Source organism: Roseateles chitinivorans, assembly GCF_050632145.1.
In the GTDB taxonomy this organism is placed as follows: Bacteria; Pseudomonadota; Gammaproteobacteria; order Burkholderiales; family Burkholderiaceae_C; genus Roseateles; species Roseateles chitinivorans_B.
This window is the reverse complement of record NZ_CP192577.1, coordinates 5,318,858-5,339,928: the sequence shown is the minus strand read 5'-3', so window position 1 is coordinate 5,339,928 and position 21,071 is coordinate 5,318,858. Positions and strand designations below refer to the sequence as shown.

18 protein-coding genes are annotated in these 21,071 nt (G+C 69.5%); 7 read left to right on the top strand and 11 right to left on the bottom strand.

What is annotated here, in order from left to right; genetic code table 11:
• Positions 1–43 precede the first annotated feature (43 nt).
• A complete protein-coding gene (locus tag ACQ86G_RS24545) occupies positions 44–1,642 on the bottom strand; it encodes a DNA-3-methyladenine glycosylase 2 family protein (RefSeq protein ID WP_431257748.1) in 1,599 nt (532 codons plus the stop codon).
• A 192-nt stretch (positions 1,643–1,834) separates the two neighbouring features.
• Between ACQ86G_RS24545 and ACQ86G_RS24540 the strand changes: the two genes are divergently transcribed.
• The gene (locus ACQ86G_RS24540) at positions 1,835–3,223 is read left to right on the top strand and encodes a phosphomannomutase/phosphoglucomutase (RefSeq protein WP_431257747.1); all 1,389 of its coding nucleotides are present in this window, start codon (positions 1,835–1,837) and stop codon (positions 3,221–3,223) included.
• Positions 3,224–3,230: 7 nt separating this feature from the next.
• The gene (locus ACQ86G_RS24535; protein WP_431257746.1) at positions 3,231–4,544 is read left to right on the top strand and encodes a 3-deoxy-D-manno-octulosonic acid transferase; all 1,314 of its coding nucleotides are present in this window, start codon (positions 3,231–3,233) and stop codon (positions 4,542–4,544) included.
• Between the two features lie 89 nt (positions 4,545–4,633).
• Here the strand turns inward: ACQ86G_RS24535 and ACQ86G_RS24530 are convergent, their stop codons facing one another.
• Positions 4,634–5,755 carry a GTP pyrophosphokinase gene (locus tag ACQ86G_RS24530; protein WP_431257745.1) on the bottom strand — a complete coding sequence of 374 codons (1,122 nt, stop codon included), beginning with the start codon at positions 5,753–5,755 and terminating at the stop codon, positions 4,634–4,636.
• A gap of 130 nt (positions 5,756–5,885) precedes the next feature.
• Between ACQ86G_RS24530 and ACQ86G_RS24525 the strand changes: the two genes are divergently transcribed.
• The gene (locus ACQ86G_RS24525; protein ID WP_431257744.1) at positions 5,886–6,140 is read left to right on the top strand and encodes a DUF1488 family protein; all 255 of its coding nucleotides are present in this window, start codon (positions 5,886–5,888) and stop codon (positions 6,138–6,140) included.
• A gap of 19 nt (positions 6,141–6,159) precedes the next feature.
• Here ACQ86G_RS24525 and ACQ86G_RS24520 read toward each other — a convergent pair whose 3' ends face one another.
• Positions 6,160–8,697, bottom strand: coding sequence for an ATPase, T2SS/T4P/T4SS family (locus ACQ86G_RS24520; protein WP_431257743.1), 2,538 nt, complete (start codon positions 8,695–8,697; stop codon positions 6,160–6,162).
• Positions 8,698–8,863: 166 nt separating this feature from the next.
• Here ACQ86G_RS24520 and pcp point away from each other — a divergent pair, with 166 nt between their 5' ends.
• The 3 genes from pcp (at position 8,864) to ACQ86G_RS24505 (ending at position 11,739) form a co-directional block, all read left to right on the top strand.
• Entirely contained in the window at positions 8,864–9,502 is a 639-nt protein-coding gene (gene pcp / locus ACQ86G_RS24515) for a pyroglutamyl-peptidase I (protein ID WP_431257742.1), read from the top strand.
• Between the two features lie 249 nt (positions 9,503–9,751).
• Complete coding sequence (locus tag ACQ86G_RS24510; RefSeq protein WP_431257741.1) at positions 9,752–9,958, top strand: hypothetical protein; 207 nt, start codon at positions 9,752–9,754, stop codon at positions 9,956–9,958.
• The gene (locus ACQ86G_RS24505; RefSeq protein WP_431257740.1) at positions 9,955–11,739 is read left to right on the top strand and encodes a multinuclear nonheme iron-dependent oxidase; all 1,785 of its coding nucleotides are present in this window, start codon (positions 9,955–9,957) and stop codon (positions 11,737–11,739) included. The genes ACQ86G_RS24510 and ACQ86G_RS24505 overlap by 4 nt, the downstream gene beginning before the upstream one ends.
• A gap of 40 nt (positions 11,740–11,779) precedes the next feature.
• Here the strand turns inward: ACQ86G_RS24505 and tolA are convergent, their stop codons facing one another.
• The 7 genes from tolA to ACQ86G_RS24470 all read right to left on the bottom strand — a co-directional run bounded on the left by tolA (position 11,780) and on the right by ACQ86G_RS24470 (position 19,449).
• On the bottom strand, positions 11,780–12,688 hold the full coding sequence (gene tolA, locus ACQ86G_RS24500) for a cell envelope integrity protein TolA (protein WP_431257739.1): 909 nt from the start codon (positions 12,686–12,688) through the stop codon (positions 11,780–11,782).
• Between the two features lie 22 nt (positions 12,689–12,710).
• A complete protein-coding gene (tolR, locus tag ACQ86G_RS24495) occupies positions 12,711–13,151 on the bottom strand; it encodes a protein TolR (protein WP_431257738.1) in 441 nt (146 codons plus the stop codon).
• Positions 13,152–13,166: 15 nt separating this feature from the next.
• On the bottom strand, positions 13,167–13,859 hold the full coding sequence (tolQ, locus tag ACQ86G_RS24490) for a protein TolQ (RefSeq protein WP_431257737.1): 693 nt from the start codon (positions 13,857–13,859) through the stop codon (positions 13,167–13,169).
• A gap of 178 nt (positions 13,860–14,037) precedes the next feature.
• A complete protein-coding gene (locus ACQ86G_RS24485) occupies positions 14,038–15,402 on the bottom strand; it encodes an MFS transporter (RefSeq protein WP_431257736.1) in 1,365 nt (454 codons plus the stop codon).
• 40 nt (positions 15,403–15,442) lie between these two features.
• The gene (locus ACQ86G_RS24480) at positions 15,443–17,590 is read right to left on the bottom strand and encodes a TonB-dependent siderophore receptor (RefSeq protein WP_431257735.1); all 2,148 of its coding nucleotides are present in this window, start codon (positions 17,588–17,590) and stop codon (positions 15,443–15,445) included.
• Between the two features lie 261 nt (positions 17,591–17,851).
• Positions 17,852–18,250 carry an acyl-CoA thioesterase gene (locus tag ACQ86G_RS24475; protein ID WP_431257734.1) on the bottom strand — a complete coding sequence of 133 codons (399 nt, stop codon included), beginning with the start codon at positions 18,248–18,250 and terminating at the stop codon, positions 17,852–17,854.
• The gene (locus ACQ86G_RS24470) at positions 18,247–19,449 is read right to left on the bottom strand and encodes a pyridoxal phosphate-dependent aminotransferase (protein ID WP_431257733.1); all 1,203 of its coding nucleotides are present in this window, start codon (positions 19,447–19,449) and stop codon (positions 18,247–18,249) included. The genes ACQ86G_RS24475 and ACQ86G_RS24470 overlap by 4 nt, the downstream gene beginning before the upstream one ends.
• An 89-nt stretch (positions 19,450–19,538) precedes the next feature.
• Between ACQ86G_RS24470 and ACQ86G_RS24465 the strand changes: the two genes are divergently transcribed.
• On the top strand, positions 19,539–19,787 hold the full coding sequence (locus ACQ86G_RS24465; RefSeq protein WP_431257732.1) for a hypothetical protein: 249 nt from the start codon (positions 19,539–19,541) through the stop codon (positions 19,785–19,787).
• A gap of 102 nt (positions 19,788–19,889) precedes the next feature.
• Here ACQ86G_RS24465 and ACQ86G_RS24460 read toward each other — a convergent pair whose 3' ends face one another.
• A complete protein-coding gene (locus ACQ86G_RS24460) occupies positions 19,890–21,005 on the bottom strand; it encodes an ABC transporter substrate-binding protein (protein WP_431261487.1) in 1,116 nt (371 codons plus the stop codon).
• Positions 21,006–21,071: the final 66 nt, after the last annotated feature.

The window sequence follows — 21,071 nt, the reverse complement described above, 5'->3', positions numbered from 1 at the left end:
CTCTCCACGAGGCAGGGGGCATCCCGTCCGGGAACCCCCAGCCTCATTCCGGCCCCACTGTCTTCGGTTGACTTCGGATGGTTCTGGCAGCGGCGGACTTCGGGAGAGTCCTTGCCGCGGCGGACTTGGTCGCGGCGTCCCGCCACAGTTGCAACACGGCGTAGCTGCGGTAAGGGGCGAAATGCTCGGCGGCAGCGATCAGCTCCCTCGGTCGCAACGGCGTTCCCGCGCGCTCCTCGAGGCATTGCTTGAGGACCACGTCGCCCGGCAGGTAGGCGTCGGGCCAGCTCCAGCCGCGCATCAGCATGTAGTGCGCGGTCCAGGGGCCGAGGCCGGGAAGGGCAGCCAGTTCCGCGATCGCCTCCTCCACCGTGCCGCGGCCGTGGGCGAAAGCCAGCGTCGGCCACTGGCGGGCCAGGTGGATCAGCGCCTCGGCGCGGCGGCCGGGCATGCCGAGGGGCGCGATGTCATCGACCGTCGCGGCCGCCAGCGTGGCCGGTGTCGGGAACACATGCGTGACGCCGGGCGGCGCGCCGGCGGCATCGGGCAGCGGCTCGCCGTACTTGGCGATCAGGCGTGTGGCGAGCGTGCGGGCCGCGGCGACCGTCACCTGCTGGCCGAGCACCGCGCGGATCGCGAGTTCGAACCGGTCGAGCGATCCCGGCAGGCGCAGGCCGGCGGCGGCCGGACCGAGCGTCTCGCCGAGCGCGGCGGCGATGGCCTGCGGGTCGGCGTCGAGGTCGAGCCAGCGACGCAGGCGCGGCATCAGCGGCGCGATCACGGGCCACAGCGACGGGCTCAGCGACAGGCGCACGCGCGGCCGCTCGTCGCCGTCGGCGGGCAGTCGCACCGACAGCCAGCCGAGCACATCGGGCTGACCCGGTCGCGAGAAGCGCACGCTGCGCGACAGCGACAGACGCTCGACGTCGACCTGCTCCACACCGGGCACCGCACGGGCGGCGAGGAAGTTCAGCAGCGCCGAACTCAGCAGCGGCGGGCGCAGGTCCAGGCGCAGCTCGGCGGTCTCGAACGCAGTGCCGGTGCCGGACGCGCCGGTTTCCGCGTCCGCGCCGCCCTTGCGCAGGGCGGACGGGCTCAACCGGTACTGCTCCTGGAAGGCGGCGTTGAAGCGGCGCAGGCTCGAGAAGCCCGCCGCCAGCGCGACCTCGCCGATGGGCAGGCGTGTATCGGTCAGCAACTGCTTGGCCAGCAGCAGCCGGCGGGTCTGCAGGTACTGCAGCGGCGCCACGCCGTGCACGGCGGTGAAGACGCGCCGCACATGGCGCTCGCTGACGCCCAGGTGCGCGGCCAGCGCCGGCAGCGACGCCTCTTCGGGCGCACATTCGTCCAGCCAGCGCGCCGCTTCGCGGGCGAGCACCTCGGCGGCGTCCATCGTGCTCCACGGGCGTGCGGCGGGCGCCAGTTCGGGGCGGCATTTCAAGCACGGGCGGAAGCGCGCGGCCTCGGCCAGCGTCGCGCTGGGGAAGAAGCGGCAGTTCTCGCGGCGCGGCGCACGCACCCGGCAGATCGGTCGGCAATAGACGCCGGTCGAGGTCACGCCGACGAACCATTGGCCGTCGAAACGGGCGTCCCGCGCCAGCAGGGCGGGGTAGCAGTGGTCGGGATCGAGGAGGAAGTCCATGGCAAGGATCATAGGAGCCGGGGTCCGACGGTTCTCGCCGTTTTCGGACATCTCCCTCCAGCACCCCGTGGTCGGCCCTGGCCCGGGAATTGCCCTCTTGGGGCCTCCGTGCACCGGGTTACACGGAGGCCTCATAGGCGCTGCCTACAATGCGCCCCAGTTCGAATCTCCACCATTCCTGCAAGGAAGCACATGCAAGTTCACGCATCCATCTTCAAGGCCTATGACATCCGCGGGGTCGTGGGCACGACGCTGGACGAGACGCTCGCCGAGCATCTCGGCAAGTCCTTCGGCACCGAGGCGGTCAACGCCGGTGAGAAGGCCGTCGCCGTCGGCCGTGACGGCCGCCTGTCGGGCCCGTCGCTGGTGGACGCGCTGATCCGCGGCCTGAAGTCGACCGGCCTGGACGTCGTCGACATCGGCGCCGTCACGACGCCGATGCTGTACTACGTCGCCGCGACGCGCGGCAAGCACGGCTGCAACTCCGGCATCATGGTCACGGGCAGCCACAACCCGAAGGACTACAACGGCTTCAAGATGGTCCTGAAGGGCGCCGCCGTCTACGGCGAACAGATCCAGGGCCTGAAGCGCCGCATCGAGGCCGAGGACTACGCCACCGGCAACGGCCGCGTCGGCCAGATGGACGTCATCGCCGAGTACACCCAGCGCATCGTCAAGGACGCCAAGCTGTCGCGTCCGATGAAGGTCGTGGTCGACAGCGGCAACGGCATCCCCGGCGCGACCGCCCCGGCGATCCTGCGCGCGCTGGGCTGCGAAGTGATCGACATCTTCTCGAAGGTGGACGGCGACTTCCCCAACCACCATCCGGATCCGTCGCGTCCCGAGAACCTCGAGGACCTCAAGCGCATCGTGCACGCGACCGACGCCGAGCTGGGCCTGGCCTTCGACGGCGACGGCGACCGCCTGGGCATCGTGACCAAGGACGGCACGATGATCATGCCGGACCGCCAGATCATGCTGATCGCCGCGGACATCCTGACGCGCCTGCCGGGCTCGGAGATCATCTTCGACGTCAAGTGCACGCAACGCCTGGCCCCGTGGATCGAGGAGCACGGCGGCAAGCCGCTGATGTGGATGACGGGCCACTCGCTGGCCAAGGCCAAGCTGAAGGAGACCGGCGCGCCGCTGGCCGGCGAGCTGTCGGGCCACATCTTCTTCGCCGAGCGCTGGTACGGCTTCGACGACGCGATGTACACCGCCGCGCGCATGCTGGAGATCCTGTCGCGCAGCGACGACCCGAGCCAGGTGCTGAACGACCTGCCCAACAGCGTCAACACGCCGGAACTGAACGTCCCCTGCAAGGAAGGCGAGCACCACGAGGTCGTCGCCAAGCTCAAGGAGATCGCCGAGTTCCCGAACGCCAAGGACATCATCACGATCGACGGCATCCGCGTGGAATACGACGACGGCTTCGGCCTGGTGCGCGCGTCCAACACGACGCCGGTGCTGGTGCTGCGCTTCGAGGGCCACACCCAGGAAGCGCTGGAGCGCATCCAGAAGGAAGTGCTGGCCCAGCTCAAGCGCGTGAAGCCGGACATCACCTTCACGTCCGGCCACTGATCGTCCCTTGCCTGCCGATTCGTTCAAGGAGCGCCTGGCGCGCGGCGTCTTCAGCACGGTGCTGAGGCTCGCCTCGCCGGCGTACTTCCTGCGCCTGTTCCTGCGCGGACGCCAGGAGCCGCTCTACGCGGTGCATCCGGGCGAGCGCTTCGGCTTCGGCGAGGCGATCGCGCCGGGCGCGATCTGGGTGCACGCGGTCTCGCTCGGCGAGACGCGGGCCGCGGCGGCGCTGATCGAGCGCCTGCGCCAGGAACGTCCCGGCATGCGGCTGCTGCTCACGCACACGACGGCGACCGGCCGCGAGGCCGGCCGCGCGCTGCTGCGCGACGGCGACACGCAGCGCTGGCTGCCCTTCGACACGCCCGGCGCGGTGCGTCGCTTCCTGAAGCGCACGCGGCCGGCGGTCGGCGTGCTGATGGAAACCGAGATCTGGCCCAACGTCCAGCACGAGGCGCGGAAGGCGGACGTACCGATGGTGCTGGCGAATGCACGGCTGTCCGCGCGCAGCCTGCGTCGCGGCGAGAAGTTCAAGGCGCTGCTCGCGCCGGCGGCGCGCAGCCTGAAGCTCGCGCTCGCGCAGACGGCCGGCGATGCCGACCGCCTGCGTCAGGCCGGCGTCGAGGACGTGCGCGTTTGCGGCAACCTGAAGTTCGACCTTCAGCCCGATGAAGCGCTGCTCGCGCGAGGCCGCGTCTGGCGCGCCGGACTGAATCGACCCGTGGTGATGCTGGCGGTCTCCCGCGAAGGCGAGGAGGCCGCGGTGCTGGCCGCCTGGAAGGCGGCGTCGCAGGCGAGGGCGGCTGCAGGTTCCCCGCTGCTGCTGATCGTGCCGCGGCATCCGCAGCGCTTCGACGAGATCGCCGCGATGGTGGGCGAAGCGGGACTCACGCTCGCGCGACGGAGCGCCTTCGGCACCAGCGACATCGCCACGCCGCCCTTGAGCGCGGGCGTGGCGGACGTGTGGCTGGGCGACTCGATGCGCGAGATGGCGCTGTACTACGGCCTGGCCGACGTCGCGCTGCTCGGCGGCAGCTTCGAGAAGCTGGGCGGCCAGAACCTCATCGAGACGGCTGCCTGCGGCGTGCCGCTGTTCATGGGGCCGCACACCTTCAACTTCGCCGAGGCGGCGGAGTTGTCGCTGCAGGCCGGCGCTGCGCGCCGCGTGGAGACCTTGCCGGAGGGCCTCGATGGCGCCCTCGCGCTGCTCAGGAAGTCCGATGAGCGCGACGCGATGGCGGCAGCGGCCACGGCCTTCGCCGCGGCGCATCGCGGCGCGGCGGCGCGGATGGCCTCGCCGATCCTGGCGCTGCTCGGTCGTTAGGTCCGGACAACTGCAGACGGTCCTCGCGTCGCATGTCCTGACATGAAAGGGTCAGGTCATGCGCCGGCCGCAAGCCGCAAGCCATGGCATCAGAGCTCTTCGACGGCCTGAACCGAGAGCCACTTCTCGAAGTTCTTCCTGGCAAGAGTCGCCAGCATGCCTTGGAACAGCGTCTTGTCGCCGAGATAGAGGCTGTGACGGATCACGGTAAAAGGGTTCATCCGGTTCTCAGAACCGTCTTCAAAGTGAATTTGGTATCGCTTGACGATGCCGATGTTCTCGCGCAGATATTGGTTGAACTCTGAGCGCGAAATGGACGGCTGAGCCGTCACGATCTCCTGAACGAAGCCATCCACCTTCTGTGGCACGAAGTCGAAGGCGGGGAAGAAATGGCTGGCGATCTTCAGGAAATTGAAGGCGTTGAGCTGCGCGCTGCGACGCTCGATTGCCGGGGACGCGGGAGGCTCGGTGCGCGGCGCTTCAACTGGCCCTACACCGTTGACGCCCTGCGCCGCCGATGTGTCCACCGGCTCGGCCGGCTCGTCCTCTTCTTTCTGGATCTCTTCTTCGGTTGAATCGCGGATTTGCCGGAACTCTCGGTCGGCCAGTTCGAAGAGTGCGGCCAGCGTGTTGATCCGGCGCTTCAAATGGTTGGGGATGGACTTCTTGTACTTGATCTTGTGATCCAGCACGCTCCATGAGTCCTGCACGATCGTTCGTACCTGCACTTCGAACTGAAGGTCCGCATAGGCCCGGTACTCGGGCAACTCAAGCCGCGGGTTCTTTAGCTTCAGATCGAAATGCAGACCCTTGTAGCCAAACGAGGCCTCCGTGTTCTCGATGGTCGAAATCTTGTCGGTGACTTCGACAACCTCGAACTCGCTTTGGAGAATCGCGCCGATCTTCTCGATGTCGTCCTCATAGAGGCAGACGATACGAAGGCCGACCAGATCACTGATGTGACTTCGGATGTCGTAGTCCGTCGATTCGGTTTCCAGGGCCTGGCGGTACTTGAGATTGAATTTCTTGATGCACTCCTCACGGTCTTTCAGCCGCGATTCGATCTTGGAGAACGGCACCGAGCCGAGTTGCGGGAGGAGGTCTGTGAGGAGGCTGACCAGCGACCGGCCGGCATTCTGCAACCTCGCTGAATTGGCTTCGTAGAAGACCCGGAACCGTGCCTTCTCATCCTCGAAGTCCAGACTGGCCATGTTCTTCCTCCCTGTTGCGCTTGCGAATCGAATGGGTCGGCGCGGGCCTGTGTGCGCCAGTGCACAGACTGTGCCGGTGAATGCGCTCAACCTGACCCTTCACGGCGTCGCACCGGCGCCAGGAGGTCCAGTGAAACCAGCCGCGTTCTACGACCTGAGTTCGGGAACCATCCGCTTCTGGGTGCTCGTGGGCGAGCAATTCGTCGGCGCCACCGTCCGGCGCGAGTCGCTCCACTATCGCTACAGCCCCCACAACACGAACGACGATCCGCTGCAGACCTTCCAGGCCCACACGGATGAACTTGAAGGGATCGTCCGACGCCGCGTCGCCGGCGGATCGCGTGAGCCGGTGATGCTGCGCGATCACGACCTGATGGCGGGGTAGGTCGCCGCTTCTGTTCCCGCTACTGGTTGCTCGTCGACCTGACCTCGCCCAGGGTGGTGACGCCCTGCAGCACCTTCGCGATCCCGTCCTGCCGCAGCGTCGTCATGCCTTCCGACATGGCCAGGTGCATCAGCTCCTCCGCCCGTCCGCCGGTCTGGATCAGCCGGCGGATGGGCCGGGTCACGATCAGCAGCTCATGCAGCCCCGCGCGGCCCTTGAAGCCGGTGTGGTCGCACTTCTCGCAGCCGGGCGAGTGGTACTGCAGCAGGTTGGGCTGACCGTACAGACCCTTCCACTCGGCGAGGACCTTCTCGCGCTCCGGCCGGTTCTCGGCCGAGAACACGTGCAGGTAGTCGTCGAGCAGCTCGTTGAGCGTCGCGTCCGACATCGGCTCCGACTTGCGGCACGACGAGCAGATGCGCCGCACCAGCCGCTGCGCCAGCACCGCCAGCAGCGAGTCGGCGAAGTTGAACGGGTCCATGCCCATGTCGAGCAGCCGCGTGACCGTCTCCGGCGCGCTGTTGGTGTGCAGCGTGGAGAGCACCAGGTGACCCGTCAGCGACGCTTCGACGGCGATCTCCGCGGTTTCCTCGTCGCGGATCTCGCCGACCATGATCACGTCCGGGTCCGCGCGCAGGAAGGCGCGCAGCGCCTTGGCGAAGGTCCAGTCGATCTTCGGGTTGACCTGCACCTGCCGCAGGCCGGTCTGCGTGATCTCGACCGGATCCTCGGCCGTCCAGATCTTGCGTTCCGGCTTGTTGATGTTGGCCAGCACCGAGTGCAGCGTCGTCGTCTTGCCCGAGCCCGTCGGGCCCACGCACAGCACCATGCCGTACGGCCGCTCCGAGGCCGCCTTCAGCTCGCGCAGGTTGCGTTCCGAGAAGCCCAGCTTCTCCATCGGGATCGGCTTGGCCGACGCCAGGATCCGCATCACCACGTCCTCGAGGCCGTTGTTGGTCGGGATGGTCGCGACCCGCAGCTCGATCTTGTGGCGTTCCGAGAACTTCGCGAAGTTGATCTTGCCGTCCTGCGGCTTGCGGCGCTCGGAGATGTCGAGGTCGCACATGATCTTGATCCGCGCGATCATCGCGCTGCGATAGGTGTGCGGCAGCTCCAGGTGAGGTTGCAGCACGCCGTCCTTGCGGAAGCGGATCTTGACCTTCTCCTTGCCGGGGTAGGTCTCGATGTGGATGTCCGACACGTTCTGGTTGTGCGCGTCGATGATCATCGTGTTGATCAGCCGCACCAGCGAGTTGTCGCTCTGCTCGATCTGCCGGTCCTTCTCCTCCTCGCGCGCGGTTTCGCGGGCGGACTGCTCCTGGCCCTCGCGCTCGAGCGTCTCGATCAGCTTGTCGGAGCTGTCGAGCTCGAAGTCCATCGTCAGCGCCGGCAGCGCACTGCCGAGGGACGAGGCCGGCATCGAGCCGAAACGCTCGTAGGCGCCCGGGATCGCGAAGGTCAGCGAGCCCAGCCGCGCCAGCGCCGGCACGACCTTGAGCTGGGTGATGAACTCGACCTCGTCGATGCAGTCGCGCCGCGTGGGATCCTCCATCGCGACGATCAGGCGGCCGTCGCGCAGCACCAGCGGCAGCACCTCCAGCCGCTTGGCCACCGAGAACGGCAGCTTGCGCACCGAGTCCGGCTCGATCGCGAAGTTGTCCGCGTCGACCAGCGGGTAGCCCATCTTGCGGGCCAGCGCCGATTGCAGCTGCGCGCGCGTCACGATGCCCTTGCGCACCAGCAGCTCGCCCAGCGGCACCGAACGGTCCTGCTTCTGCTGCGCGAGCGCCTCGTCCAGCTGCGCCTGCGTGATCAGCTCCAGCGCGAGCAGCGCCTCGCCGATGCGCACCATCGGCATCTTGGCCTGCTGCTCGATCGCCTGCATCAGCTGGTCCGCGCTGACGATGTGCGTCGCCACCAGGATGTCGCCGACGCGGCGGTCGCGCAGTTCGCGCTGTTCATCCGCGGCGGCGTCGACCTGCGCCTGCGTCGCCACTTCCTGACGCACCAGCAGGTCGCCGATGCGCTCGCCGACCTCGAAGCTGACCAGCACCTCGCGGGGCACGAACATGCAGCGCACCCAGTCGCTGGTCTCGCTCACCGGCGGGAACAGGAACAGGCCCAGGTCGGTCTCGTGGTGGCCGATCGTCGTGCCTTTCTGTTCCTCGCCGCCCTGGTAGACCAGCTTGAAGTCGCTGCGCGGCCGCTGGTCCAGCGACATCGCATCGTTCGCCGCGGCCGGGTCGCGCGGCGGGACCTCGATCGCATGCAGCAGCTTGAGCCCCTTGAACTGCGAGAACTTCAGCGGCATCGCGTTGCGCGCGGGCGGCACGACCACCTGCGCCAGACGCTCCGACGGCACCATCAGGATCACCTTGCCGACCGTGCGACTGCCGTTCAGTCCCATGATCTCGCAGGCCTGCGGTTCACGCTGCGGGCGGGGCCGCGGGTAGGCGGCGAAGGGCGGGGTGGGCCACTCGAACTGCGGTGACGCTTCGGCTGGCGCGCTGCCTGACGGGGCGGTGGGCCATTGAAGCGGCACGGACGGGTCGGTCATCTGGCGGTCTCCGCGGGGAATGTGTATCTGTACATGCTTGAGGCGGGAGATTAACCCTTTTGAGGAGTGGCCACTATCGAGATAAGCAGGTGGCATGCCCGGCTGTCGCAGCAGTCGCCCGGCCGGGACGGCGACGGGGTCAGGCCTCGCGTCTAGACTCGTCCCCATGAAGAACCTTCTGGTCACGGGCTTCGATCCATTCGGCGGCGAGGTCGTCAATCCGTCCTGGGAACTGGCGCGGTCGCTCAACGGCGAGGTGATCGCCGGTGCCCGTGTCGTGGCCGTGCAACTGCCCTGCGTGTTCGGCGAGGCGCTGCAACGGCTGGACGAGGCCCTGCAGCGCGTGCGGCCCGCGATGGTGCTGGCGATCGGCCAGGCGGGCGGGCGATGCGACCTGTCGCTGGAGCGGGTCGCGATCAACGTGGACGACGCGCGCATCCCGGACAACGCCGGCGCGCAGCCCGTCGACGTCCCCGTCGTGGCGGACGGCCCGGCGGCGTACTTTTCGACGCTGCCGATCAAGGCGATCGTCGCCGGGCTGCGGGCGGCGGGATATCCGGCGTCGGTGTCGCAGACGGCCGGCACCTTCGTCTGCAATCACCTGTTTTACGGGCTGCAGCATCGGCTGGACGGCCTCGGCGTGCGCAGCGGGTTCATGCACATCCCCTACCTGCCGGAGCAGGCCGCGCGACATCCCGGCGCGCCCAGCCTGCCGCTGCCGACGCTGGTCGCGGCGACGCGGCTCGCGATGGAACTGGCCGTCACCGCCCAGGAGATCCGGGCCGGAGGCGGGCAGCTCGACTGAGGGGCGGTGGCAGGGCCGTGGGAGGACGTTGAGAGGACGCGCGCTGCAACGGCGCGGGGTCGATGGGGTGGCGACTCGGAGCCTGGCTTGACCGATGTCAATGAACAGGATTCCGGCGTGGCGCGAAGGACAGGGCCGGCCGACTGAGGGCACAGGCGCGGTGGCGCGGTCGATCGGACCGGCGCCGCGTCCATTGCCACGCTCATCGCCTACCCCTTCGCGGGCATCGCCCCCTCATCGGAGTCCTCCATGACCACTCGCCAGATCGTCCTCGCGGCGCTGACGGCCGCCCTGTCCACCGACACCTCGGCGGACGCTCGAACCGCCCACCGCGCCTTCGGGGGCCCGTGCCACGACGTGGCCAAGGCGGGCCAGCACGCCTGCGCCGGCCTGTCGTGTGTCGATCGCACGCCCGGCGAATGGACGTACGGGGCCGGTGCCGAGGGCCTGCGTTGAAGCGCGGTGCCGCCTTGTGGCCGGTCGCGGTCGGCGTCGGCTGGCGCCAGCCCCACTACCGGGAGGTGATGGCGGGTGGCGTGCTCGATCTCGATTTCCTGGAGGTCCACACCGAGGACTTCCTGGCGCCCGGCGGTGCCAGCCGGCAGCTGCTCCTGGAGGCCGCGCGCCGGTTCCCGGTCAGCCTGCATGGGGTGGGCCTGGGCCTGGGCTCGGCGGTCGGCATCGACCCGCGTCACCTCCAGCGCGTGCGTGCGCTGGTGGACGCGGTCCAGCCCGCGCTGGTCTCGGAACATGCCGGCTTCACCCGCGCGCGGCACCACCACGGGACCGCCCATGTGCATGCGCCGCTGCCGATCCCGTTCAGCCCGCGCGGCCTGTCGCTGCTGGCGTCGCAGGTGGATGCGGTGCAGCAGGGCCTGGGCCGCCGGATCCTGATCGAGAACCTCGGGACCTGCCTGGCGTGGGATGAGGACGCGATCGGCGAACCCGACTTCTTCAACGCGCTGGCCGCCCGCACCGGGTGCGGGCTGCTGCTCGACCTGAACAGCGTGTTCGTCCGGTCGCTCAACCGCGGACTGAACGACGAGGCCGCGCTGCGGGCCGGCATGGCCTGGCTCGACGGCATGACGCCGGCCACCGTCGGCCAGTACCACGTGTCGGGCCATGCCAGGACGGCGGGCCTGGTGCTCGACGACCATGGCGGCGCGGTGTCGGAGCCGGTCTGGTCGCTGTACCGCCACGCGCTGACGCGCATCGGCGCCCGGCCGACCCTGATCGAGTGGGACCACGCGCTGCCGGCGCTCCCGGTCCTGTGCAAGGAGGTGGCACGCGCCCGCCGGGAGCAGACCTTGCTGGACCGGCAGCTCATCGCGCCGCCGCCACCGCGCCCCTCGTCACGGCTGGCGCCTTCGCGGCCGATGCTGCGCCGGACCGCTCGCGCATCCCTGACGACGGCGTCGACGGCGGTGTTCCCCGGCGAGTCGCATCGCTCGTCCCGACGCGACGGACGGGGCCTCCCGGATCAGCAGTCCGGCCTCGTGGCCGCGCTGCTGGCCGCGCCGGGCGTCGACGCCGCCTCGCTGGCGCCTGTCGGGCTGCGAGCCCTGTCCGGCATCGTCGGCGGGCTCGCCCGGGTGCTGCGCCAGTACCAGGCGCATGCCAGCGGCCAGGCCGAACGCACGCTCGCGGCGGCGTATCCGCGCCTGCGTGATCGCGTGGAGGCCGACGAACCCGGCAGCTTCGCTTCGCTGGCCTGGGCCTGCTGGCGTCGCCATCCGCCCGCGCAGGGCGATCTCGGCGAGTGGGGAGAAGCGCTGATCGCGCTGCTCGCCGGTGCCGAAGCCGACGGGTTGCCGCCTCTATGGACGGCGCTGGCCCGGATCGAGTGGCAGTTCCACCGTGTCGAGCGCGTCGCCGATCCGCGGCCCGACCTGGATTCGCTCGTGCTGCTCGGGCGTCTGCCCGCGAGCGCGGTGCGGCTCGTGCTGGCGGACCACGTCGTCTGGCACGGTGGCGACGCGCACGCGCCGAAGGCGCTGCTCGATCTCGCGAGCGACGCCTTCGGCCAGGGGCCGCACGCCGCGCTGATGGTGTGGCGGGAGGGCTGGGGCGGCCGGGCGATGGCGCTGGACGGCGTGACCACGCGCTGGTTCGAGTCGCTGCGCGCGGGGCTCGACCTGGAACGCGCGCTGCTGAACGTCGGCGCGGCCTTCGACTTCAGCGCCTGGCTGTCGATGGCGGTCGCGCGCGGGTGGCTGGCCCGCGTCGAGACCGTCTAGACCCTCGACAGCGACGTCAGGAAGGACGCCGGGAGGGGCGTCACTCCCTGGGACGGAAGGCGATGATCATGACCTTGGGCACCGTGCCATCGGTGTCCTGTGGGAACGTGTCGGTCTTGTCGAGTGCCCGCAGCACGGCGTTGTCGAAGTCTGGCAGGCCGCTGGACTTGACGATCTTGCGCCCGATGATCGTGCCGCCAGGACCGGTGCGCACTTCGACTTCCGCTTCCGGATTCGAATCGCCGCCCGGGTCGTTGTAGATGATGTTCGGGCGCACGCGAGCCTTGATGCGGCCGGCGTAGTTCGCCGACGGTCCCGAGCTCCTGGCCGCCGTGCCGGTCGCGCCCGGCGCGCCCGTGCCACCGGCCATGCCCTGGATGCGGCGCAGGTTCTCCTGGCGTTGCGCCTCGGCCTTGGCTTCGGACTCCTTGCGGGCCTTCTCGGCCTTCGCCTTGTCGGCGGCCTTGTCCTTGGCCTCGTCCTTCTTGGCCTGCTCTTCCTTGGCCTTGCGGTCGCGTTCCTTCTGGTCCGCCTCGTCCTTCTTGCGTTGTTCCTGCTTGCGCTTGTCCTCGGCCTCGCGCTGCTCCTGCTCGTCCTTGAGCTTGCGCTCCTTGGCCTTGGCGATCGCGATGTCGGCGTCGCGCTGCGCCTGGACTTCCTGCGGGGTCGGTTGTTGCGGCTTCGGGGGCTCCGGCTGCGGCTTGGGCGGTTCGGGCTGCGGCTCGGTCGGCAGCTGCTCCTTGGGCGCGGCGGCCTGCGGGATGGCGGACCACAGCTCCGCGTCCATCGCCGGCACCGGCGCCGAGCGCCAGTTCACGCCGAAGCTCAGGGCCGCCACGAGCAGCACGTGCGCGACGATCGCGAAGCTGAAGCCGCGGCCCAGTCCGGGCGCGGGCGGCGGACGCAGCGGATCGCGGTCCGGGTGGAATCGGGAGACCAGGGTGCTCATCGCTGCGAATCGCTTCCCGGTCTCAACGGTCCGCCGCGGCGCCGTTCTTCACGGACAGGCCCACGCGCTGGATGCCCGCGCGCTGCAGGACGTCCATCGTCTTGACGACCGCCTCGTACTTGACGTTGCGGTCGGCGGAGATCACGACCGGCGTGGCCGCGTCGCCCTTCTGCGCGTCCTTGACGCGCGCGGCCAGCGCCTTGAGCGGCACCGGCGACGGGTCCTGGTCGCCGTCGAGCTTGATCTTGAGCTGCTCGTCGGTGCCGACGATCACCTGGATCACGTGCTGCGGCTGCGTGCGGCTGGAGCCGACGCTGGGCAGGTCGACGACGCCGGTGGTGATGAGGGGCGCGCTGACCATGAAGATGATCAGCAGCACCAGCATGACGTCGATGAACGGGACCATGTTGATCTCGTTCATCGTGCGGCGGCGCGAACCGCTGCGGGAGGACATTCCGGGCATGACCGACGCTCCGGATCAGCGCTGCGCGGCCGGCGCGGGCTGGCCGGCGTTGCGCTGCAGGATGTTGGAGAACTCCTCGATGAAGGTCTCCAGCGTGATCGCGTTGCGGTCGATCTGGCGCGCGAAGCGGTTGAAGGCCAGCACGGCGGGGATCGCGGCGAACAGGCCGATCGCGGTCGCCACCAGCGCCTCGGCGATGCCGGGGGCGACGGTGGCCAGCGTGACCTGGGTCAGGTTGGACAGGCCGACGAAGGCGTGCATGATCCCCCAGATGGTGCCGAACAGGCCCACGTACGGGGACACCGAGCCCACCGACGCCAGGAAGGACAGGTGCGATTCCATCGCGTCGAGTTCGCGCTGGAAGCTGGCGCGCATCGCGCGGCGGGCGCCGTCCAGCAGCTGGCCGGAGTCGACGACGCGCTTCTCGCGCAGCTTCAGGAACTCGCGCATGCCGGAGGCGAAGATGCGCTCCAGCGGCGCGCCGTCCTGGCGGTTGGAGACGCTGTTGTAGAGGTCGTTGAGGTTCTTGCCGGACCAGAACTCCTGCTCGAAGCCCTCGTTGCGCGTGCGGATGCGGCCCAGCGAGATGAGCTTGCTGAAGATCACGCTCCAGCTGGCCAGCGACACCAGCAGCAGCGCGGCGATCACCAGCTGCACCGTGAGGCTGGCGTGGGCGATCAGGGAAACGATGGAGAGGTCTTGGTTCATGAGGTCGGCGGGCGGTGGTCGCGGATCAAGAGCGGGATTGTGACAAGTCTGGCGGGGTCCCCGGCAAACGACGGACCAGCCACATGCAAAGAAGCGTGTCGGGGACGGGGCGTCGGCGGCGTCGTGGCCGATTATTGCCGCAGGGTGGCGGCGGCCCGCCGTGGGTCGGTCAGACCGGTCAGACCGGGCGGTCCGGGCGGTCCGCCCGCCGTGCGACCTGCAGACCGGCACACAGCACGGTCAGCATCAGCGCGGGGACGCTCACCGCGGCGATCGCGCCGAGCAGGTCGCCGCCCATCCACCGGTCGGAGACCGCCCCCGACAGCACCGGTCCCAGCGAGCAGAACGCCGCGATGACGAAGCTGTAGATGGCGAAGCAGCGCGCGCGGATCGTCGGCGGCAGCAGATCCTGCAGCAGCGTGGGGATCAGCGCGTTGGCGATGCAGGTCAGCAGCAGGAAGCCTGCGACCAGCGCGAGGGCTGGCCGTGCGTCGCCGGCACTCGAGAGCGCGAGCGCGCAGGGCATGCTGAGCGCCGCGCCGGCCGCCATGACCGCGGGCCGCGCGCGGGCGCCGAGATGGCGCCGCAGCACGCGATCCAGGGTGCCGGCCAGCGGCAGGCTGGACAGGTTGGTCACCAGCAGGATGACGCCGAGCGCATGGCCGATGGCCGTGAGGTCCGCGCCGTAGCGCCGCCCCAGCGCCAGCGCGATCATCGGGGTCAGGGCTTGCACGGCGATCGCGAGTCCGCCCGCGGCGCCGACGAAGAGCAGCAGGTCGCGGCCGTGCGTCCGCACGAAGGCCGACAACGCGCCGCGTTCCTCCGCCGCTTCCGCGCGCGCGATGCCGCGCGGCGGGTCCCAGGTCAGCAGGCCGGCCAGGAACAGCGGAATCCCCGCCGCGCCCAGCACCACGATGGCCAGCCGCCAGGAGGCGAGGGCGCCGCCGCCCGCTCCGCCGCTGACCGCGCCGCCCAGTTCCTGCGCGAAGTCCAGCAAGGCGCCACCGCCGTAGAAGCCGGCGCTGGCGCCGGTCGCCATCAGCGCGGCGAAGCTCAGGTTGGCGCCGACGCGGAAACGCTCGCCCACCAGATCGGGGATGAGCGAATACACGACGGGGATCATCGCGAACTCGCTCACGCCGAGCGCGGCCCGGGTGGCGAAGTACAGCGGGAAGCTCGAGGCCATCGCGCTGACGCCCGTCAGCGCGGTCCACACCGCGATCAGCGCCAGCAGCATCCCCTTGCGCGAATGCCGGTCGGCCAGCCGCGCCAGCGGCACCGCCAGCGCGCTGGCGATCAGGATGCCGGCCACGCCGTGCATCGCGCCGATGGCCGCGTCGCTGACGGCGAAGGCCTGCTGGATCGCCGGCGACAGCACGGCCTGCAGGCCGCGGTCGCTCATCTGGATGCCGGCCGTCACGCCAAGGAAGAGCACCGTGAAGAGACCCCGCCAGGGCAGGGCCTCCAGCGCCGAGGCACCGCCGGCGACGCCGACGTCGGCCGGATTGACGACCGAGATGGCGGAGGGGGAGGTGGCGCTCACGATGCCGTCGCTCTGGCCCGTCCGATCCGGCGTGCCCGTCTTACCAGCTGTAGCGTGCCGAGACGCTGAAGGTCCGCGGATAGCCGTAGAAGCACCAGGCGGCCGATTGGCAGGTGGCGATGTATTCCTTGCCGGTGACGTTGCTCACCGTGGCCAGGAAGCGCCAGTTCTCCAGGTCGTAGTGGGCCTGCAGGTCCAGCACGGTGTAGCCCTTCGTGTTCACACGGCTGTTGTCCGCCGCGGCGTACGCATAGGAGCCACCGACATAACGCACGCCGCCGCCGACACCCAGGCCGGCCACGAGGTCCTCGGGCACGCGGTAGTCGACCCAGACCTGCGCCTGGTTCTTCGGCTGGCGGAACACCGGGCGGTCGGTTTCGACGACCTTGGAGTCGGTGTAGGTGTACGAGGTGATCACGTCCAGCGTGCTGACCGCGCGGAAACGCGCCTCCAGCTCCAGGCCGCGCGAGCGCACCTCGCCCTGCTGCACCGACGCGAAGCTGTGTGTCGGATCCGGGTCCGGCGTCAGCACGTTCTTCTGGCGCAGGTCGAAGAGGGCGGCCGTGAACAGCGCGCGGTTGTTGGCCGGGCGGTACTTCACGCCGGCCTCGACCTGGCGGCCGGTGGTCGGCACGAAAGTGCGCTTGAAGAAGTCGGTGCCGATGGTCGGCTGGAACGAGGTCGAGTACGACACGTACGGCGCCAGACCGCTGTCGAAGACGTAGTTCAGGCCGACGCGAGCCGAGGTCTTGCTGTCCTTCTGCGACGCGGTGGTGCCGAGCAGCTTGTCGTCGGTGTCCGTGGTCACGCGGTCATGGCGCGCGGACAGCGTCGCGATCCAGCGGTCCAGGCGGATCTGGTCCTGCAGGTACAGGCCCAGCTGCTTCTGCGTCTGCTCCGTGTGCGTGGTGTCGGCGGGCGAGGTGATCGGTGCGCCGTAGACCGGATTGAAGATGTCCAGCGGCGGCGCGCCGGTGAAGTCGAAGGCCGAGCGCGAATCGGTCTTGACGCGGCGGTAGTCCAGGCCGGTCAGCAGCGTGTGGCGCGCGGCGCCGGTGGCGAAGGCGAACTCGGCCTGGTTGTCGAGGGCCACCGACTTCGAGTCCTCGCGTGGCGTCCACACGTAGCGCGACAGCGTGCGCCGGTCCGCCGCGAGTCCGAACGCGCCCACCGTGCGGTGGTCGATGTCGAAGTCCATGTAGCGCAGGTTCTGGCGCAGCGTGACGCTGTCGTTCAGCTTGTGCGACAGCTCGTAGCCGACCGAGGCGCTGTCCTTCTTGTACCAGTCGTAATCAGGCTCGCCGGTGAACCGGGACGCGGGGATCTTGCCGTTGGGATTGGTGAACAGCGTGCCGTCGGCCGGCAGGAAGCCGCCCGCCGATGCGGTGTCAGCCTTCTGGAACTGGCCCATCACCAGCAGCGAGGTCGCCGGGCTGAAGTTCACCAGCAGCGACGGGGCGATGGCGTAGCGGTCGTCCTTGGCGAAGTCGACGTAGGTGTCGCCCTTGCGCGCCAGGCCTGCGACGCGGAACAGCACCGAGCCGTCCGCGGCCAGCTTGCCGCCGACGTCGACGGTGAGCTGCTTCTTGTTGAAGCTGCCGAACTCCAGGCCGATCTCGTTGACCGGCACGGCGGACGGACGCTTGCTCACGCCGTTGATGAAGCCGCTGGGCGGCAGCGCGCCGTACATGACCGAGGCAGGCCCCTTCAGGATCTCGATGCGTTCGAGCAGATAGGGCTCCAGGCGGGTCTGGCCGGCCCAGGTGCCGTCGGGCAGGCCGAGGCCGTCGAGGAACAGCGCCGGGCGGAAGCCGCGCACGAGGATCCAGTCGCTGCGCGAGTCGGAGCCGAAGGCGCCGCCGACGGTGCCGGAGGTGTAGCGCGCCGCCTCGTCGACGCCGGTGGCGCCCTGCAGTTCGATCTGTTCGCGGGTGACGACCGAGACCGACTGCGGCGCTTCCAGGATCGAGGTGTCCGTCTTCATGCCGGTGGCGCTGCGGCGCGCGACCATGCCGTAGACGGCGCTGGTGGCGGTCTCACGCGGGCCGGTGCCGCGCACGTTCACTTCGGGCAGGGTGGCGTCGGCCGCGGCGGACCGGGCGGCGGAAGCCGCCAGTGCGGGCGCGGGCGCCGATTGGGCCAGGGCGACCGAGGACAGCGACAGGCCGGCCAGGGCCAGGGCATGCACGAGGACGAGGGGACGCGGTTGATGAGTCATCTGGGAGGCGGAGGTGGGAGGAATCTGTGCGAATAACAATGATTCGCATCCAGATCATAGGACCAACCCACCCTTCAGAGGTAGGTGACCCACCCCCTCGAACCCCGGTCTGATGCGCTTTGACAACGCTTTCAAAGCCGGAAGGGACCGCGATCGATCGGTGGCGATCCACCGATGGCGGTCAGCCTCAGGCGTTCACCCAGAACCCGCCCCGTCCCTTGCCCGGCTCCTTCAGCCGAAGGCCTGGTCCAGTTCCGGCGGGAACTCCGGCCGGCCGCGTGCGTTCAGCGCCGTGCCGGTCACCACCGCGTCCAGCATGAGCCGGTCGTCGGACTGCCGGTGGATGCGCTGGTGGAAGAGGAAGCGGATCCGTCCGCTGCGTTGCAGGCGGGTCCGGACGACGAAGCTGTCGCCGCTGACGAGCGAGCCCTTGTAGTCGATCTCGACGCGGGTCACGACCAGGCTGATGCCGCGCTTGGACAGCTCCTCGAACTTGAGCCCGCGGGCCTGCAGCAGCTCGTGGCGGGCGTGCTCGAGGTAGTTGAGATAGACCGCGTTGTTGACGACGTGGTCCATGTCGCACTCGTAGTCGCGGACCTTGAACTCGAGCTCGAATTCCGGCCCGGTCATGCGGTGCGGGCCTTCAACTGGGCGAGGCGGACGCGGATACGCGCGAGCGCCTCGTCGAGGTCGTCCATGCTGCTGGCGAAGGACAGGCGCAGGAAGCGTTCGCCGAAGGCGGGGCCGAAGTCGCGGCCCGGCGTCAGCGCGACCTGGGCGTGTGTCATCAGGTCCATGCACAGGTCCCAGCTGGACAGGCCCGTGCCGGACGCGTCGGCCCAGGCGTAGAACGCCCCGTCGGGCACGACGGGGACGGGCAGCCCCATCGCCTCGAGGGCGGGCACGACCCGGTCGCGGCGCCGGCGCAACGCTTCGCGACGGCGTTCGTATTCGGTGATCGAGTCGGTGTCGAAGCAGGCGAGCGCCGCGTGCTGGGCGATCGTCGACGGGCAGATGTAGAGGTTCTGCGCGAGCTTCTCGACCGCGCCCACCATCGCCGGCGGCAGCACCAGCCAGCCAAGCCGCCAGCCGGTCATGCCGAAGTACTTCGAGAAGCTGTTGATCGAGACGACGTCGTCGCCCAGCGTCAACGCGCTGCGTGCATAGCGGTCGTCGTAGCCGAGCGGCTGGTAGATCTCGTCGACGATGGTGATGCCGCCGCGTTCGCGCACGAAGGCGTGGATGGCGGCGAGCTCCTCCGGCGGGATCGAGGTGCCGGTCGGGTTGCTCGGCGAGGCGAGCAGCACGCCGCGGCTGCGTTCGTTCCAGTGCTCGCGCAGCCGCCCCAGGCTGAGCTGGAAACGCTCCGCGGCGGTCGACGGGATCAGCACCGGCGTCGCGTCCACGGCGGCGACGAAGTGCCGGTTGCAGGGGTAGCTGGGGTCCGGCATCAGCACCTCGTCGCCGGCCTGGAACAGCGCGAGGCAGGCCAGCTGCAGCGCGGCCGAGGCGCCGGCGGTGATGACGATGCGATCGGGATCGATGTCCAGCTGTTGCGTCTGGCCGTACCAGTCGGCGACGCGCTGGCGCAGCGCGCGCAGGCCGTTGGCCTGCGTGTAGGGGATGCGGCCCTCGGCGGTGAATCGCGCGGCGGTCTCGCGGACGGCGGGGCTGGCGCCGAAGTCGGGCTCGCCGATGTTCAGGTAGATCATGCGCCGGCCGCCCTGGGCCGGATCGCAGATCGCGGAACGGGCGATCTCGTCGGCCCGTTTGGCACATTCCATGACGTAGAACGGGTCGATGCGCGCCACTCGGTCAGACAGTCTCATGGGGGAATGATAGGGGGTCTGGTTGCGACCGATGCCGCGCTCGTCCGCCTCGCGTGCGGGGGCTGGCACGCCGCATGCCGAGTCGGGGCGTGTTCATCACGCGATCCGCCATGCACCCCTTTGATCTCCACTACATCGGCCAACTGGCCGCCGCGGCGGTCACGCCGAAGGGCCAGCAAGCTGCCAAAGCATCCCGACTGGCCTCGCAGCGCATCGCCGCGATGCGCGCATCGGACGACCCGCATCAGCGGGTGTTGGGGGCGGGCGGGATTGCCGGCCTGGGTCAGGCCGCCGACCCGGCGAAGACGGGCCGCATCCTCAAGCCGACCCACCTGTAGCCCGGGTTGCATGCGGCGGCGCTTGACGCCGCCGCTCATCGCAGGCGCGCGGCATCGGCGGCGGCGACCCTCGCGCCGTCCCGACCCGCCCGACGGGACGATTCAGCGCACGAAGCGATTGCCTTCGCCGACGATGGACAGGTCCGCGAAATCCAGGCCCGAATGGTCGTTCGGGCCGTAGCTGATCTCCAGCCCGCCGATGTTGACCTTCTGCATGTTCTCCAGCGTGTCGCGCAGCTTCTGGCGCGTCGGGTGGGGGCCGGCGCGGCGCAGCGCCTCCACCAGCACCTTGGCGCCGGCGAAGCCCTCGACCATCGCCGGTGTGATGTCACCATGGCCCTGGGCGGTCGAGAGCGCCTGCGCCTCGGTCACGATGGCGGCGTTGCGTGAGCGCTCGTAGGGGAACACCTGCCCGACGATGATGCCGCGCGCGTTCTTGCCCAGCGAGGCGACGAAGCCCGACGACGCGTTGTTGGACAGGGTCACGATCTGCACGCGCGAGCCGCTGTCGCGCAGCGCGGTCACGCCGTCCACCACCGCCTGGCCCGATCCCAGGATGATGACGGCCTGCGCCGAGGTCGACTGCGTCTTGGCGACGGTCGACTTGAAGTCGGGATGGGCGCGATCGAACTTCTCGACGAAGGCCGCCGTCTTGCCGACCGCGGCGAAGCCCGCCATCACGCCGACCACCGCGTCGGCGCCGAACGAGTCGTCGACCTGGGCCACGCCGATCTTCTCGATGCCGATGAGGCTCAGATGCTGCACCGCGCGCTCGGCTTCGCGCTGGTAGGTGGCGCGGACGTTGAAGAGCCACGGATGCACCGGCTTGTGCAGCACCATCGCGCCGGTCGACGGGGCGACCAGCGGCACGCGGTGCTCGGTGAGCAGCGGCATGATGGCCTGGTTGTGCGGCGTGCCGCGCGTCAGGAACAGCGCCAGCACGTTGTTGTCGACGATCAGCGTCTTGGCGTTTTCCGCCGCGAGCTTCGGATCGAACTTGTCGTCCAGCGAGATCAGCTTGATCTTCTCGCCGTGCACGCCGCCGGCCTTGTTGACCGAGTCCAGGTAGAGCTTGGCGCCGTCGGTCGCTTCCTTGACGCTGGCTGCGACCGAGCCGGTGAAACCGGAGGTCTGGCCGATGAGCACGTCGGCGTGGGCGGTCGTCGCGAAGATTGTCGCGGACAGGGTCGCGAAGAGGAGGGGAGCGTCAGCCCACAGAGAGTTCTCACGTGCGTTCCTGGCAGGTAGTTGAGGGCCGCCATGATCGGGCGAATGGCGACCGTG

Coding starts and splice junctions, on each gene's coding strand:
- tolR (WP_431257738.1), bottom strand. CDS start 13,151: ATGCCCGGAATGTCCTCCCGCAGCGGTTCGCGCCGCCGCACGATGAAC.
- ACQ86G_RS24520 (WP_431257743.1), bottom strand. CDS start 8,697: ATGACCGACCCGTCCGTGCCGCTTCAATGGCCCACCGCCCCGTCAGGC.
- tolA (WP_431257739.1), bottom strand. CDS start 12,688: ATGAGCACCCTGGTCTCCCGATTCCACCCGGACCGCGATCCGCTGCGT.
- ACQ86G_RS24545 (WP_431257748.1), bottom strand. CDS start 1,642: ATGGACTTCCTCCTCGATCCCGACCACTGCTACCCCGCCCTGCTGGCG.
- ACQ86G_RS24470 (WP_431257733.1), bottom strand. CDS start 19,449: ATGAGACTGTCTGACCGAGTGGCGCGCATCGACCCGTTCTACGTCATG.
- pcp (WP_431257742.1), top strand. CDS start 8,864: ATGAAGAACCTTCTGGTCACGGGCTTCGATCCATTCGGCGGCGAGGTC.
- ACQ86G_RS24540 (WP_431257747.1), top strand. CDS start 1,835: ATGCAAGTTCACGCATCCATCTTCAAGGCCTATGACATCCGCGGGGTC.
- ACQ86G_RS24475 (WP_431257734.1), bottom strand. CDS start 18,250: ATGACCGGGCCGGAATTCGAGCTCGAGTTCAAGGTCCGCGACTACGAG.
- tolQ (WP_431257737.1), bottom strand. CDS start 13,859: ATGAACCAAGACCTCTCCATCGTTTCCCTGATCGCCCACGCCAGCCTC.
- ACQ86G_RS24510 (WP_431257741.1), top strand. CDS start 9,752: ATGACCACTCGCCAGATCGTCCTCGCGGCGCTGACGGCCGCCCTGTCC.
- ACQ86G_RS24530 (WP_431257745.1), bottom strand. CDS start 5,755: ATGGCCAGTCTGGACTTCGAGGATGAGAAGGCACGGTTCCGGGTCTTC.